The following is a 1,069-nucleotide window of genomic DNA, read 5'->3' on the forward strand; positions in this document are numbered from 1 at the left end:
CCTAATAGTTATTCGATTAGTCTATTTCACTGCTAATGGGCAGTTTATTCCGAGTGTTTCCCTATTACAAAAAGCAACCCGAATCCGCTCATCCGTTATTCCCGGACGGCTGGACAACCAGGTTGCTTTTCTTTACGCATGTTTTAGCGGCGTAGGCCGAGTTTTTCGATCAATGCGCTGTAACGTCTAACATCATTGTTTTTAAGGTATGCAAGCAGCTTACGGCGCTGACCTACCATCTTGAGCAAACCACGACGGGAATGATGATCTTTCTTGTGCTCCCGCAAATGTTGAGTCAAGTTAACGATGTTTTCAGTCAGGATAGCCACTTGAACTTCCGGGGAACCCGTGTCAGTTGCATGTGTCTTATGCGTCTCAATCAGTTCGTTTTTACGTACTTGTGTAATTGCCATCCTAATTCACCTCCTTCTTGATAATCGCCATTAGCCTCGAAGCCGTCGGTGAGATCGGACATCCAAGCTAAGGTTAAGTTTGTCCGTATGTCACACAAAATGTATGACTACTTACAACGTTGTATAGTATAACACATAAGGTGGACGAATGTCGAGGATCATAAATAAAGAATGCCCAACATTCGTTTACACACGAATGGATGATACGATCAGTTAGTTGTAACCATGGATCGCCTTCGCTTGCTCAGAATCAGATCCAATCTGCTCAACAAGCTCGGCAATGGAATTGAATTTTTTCTCCGAACGGATAAACGATAGCAATTGCAAACGCATATGCTCACCGTATATATCGCTGTTGAAGTCAAACAAATGAGCTTCCATTACAGGTTTCAGCTCATCTTTATTAAAGGTTGGTTTTAAGCCATAGTTTAAAACACCAGGGTATGCGGTATCACCAACCCAAGCCATTACCGCATAAACGCCAAGTCTTGGCGCGATATATGGGGCATTAAATTGCAGGTTTGCTGTTGGGAACCCGATCGTACGACCTCTTTTGTCCCCATGAACAACGATCCCTTCAACTTCATATGGCCTGCCAAGCAATCGTTCTGCCAGTTCAAGATCACCTTGCTCAAGTGCTTCACGGATATAAGTAC

At 43.8% G+C, this 1,069-nt stretch carries 2 protein-coding genes; both read right to left on the reverse strand.

The window, feature by feature from the left end; genetic code table 11:
- Positions 1–143 precede the first annotated feature (143 nt).
- Positions 144–413 (reverse strand): 30S ribosomal protein S15, encoded by a 270-nt coding sequence (rpsO, locus tag AC1DSE_RS35705; protein WP_053375765.1) that lies wholly within the window; start codon positions 411–413, stop codon positions 144–146.
- Positions 414–626: 213 nt separating this feature from the next.
- On the reverse strand, positions 627–1,069 hold a 443-nt coding region (locus AC1DSE_RS35710; RefSeq protein WP_477529173.1), incomplete at its 5' end, for a riboflavin kinase.

The sequence above is a fragment of the Paenibacillus sp. 01L418 genome, assembly GCF_056400045.1.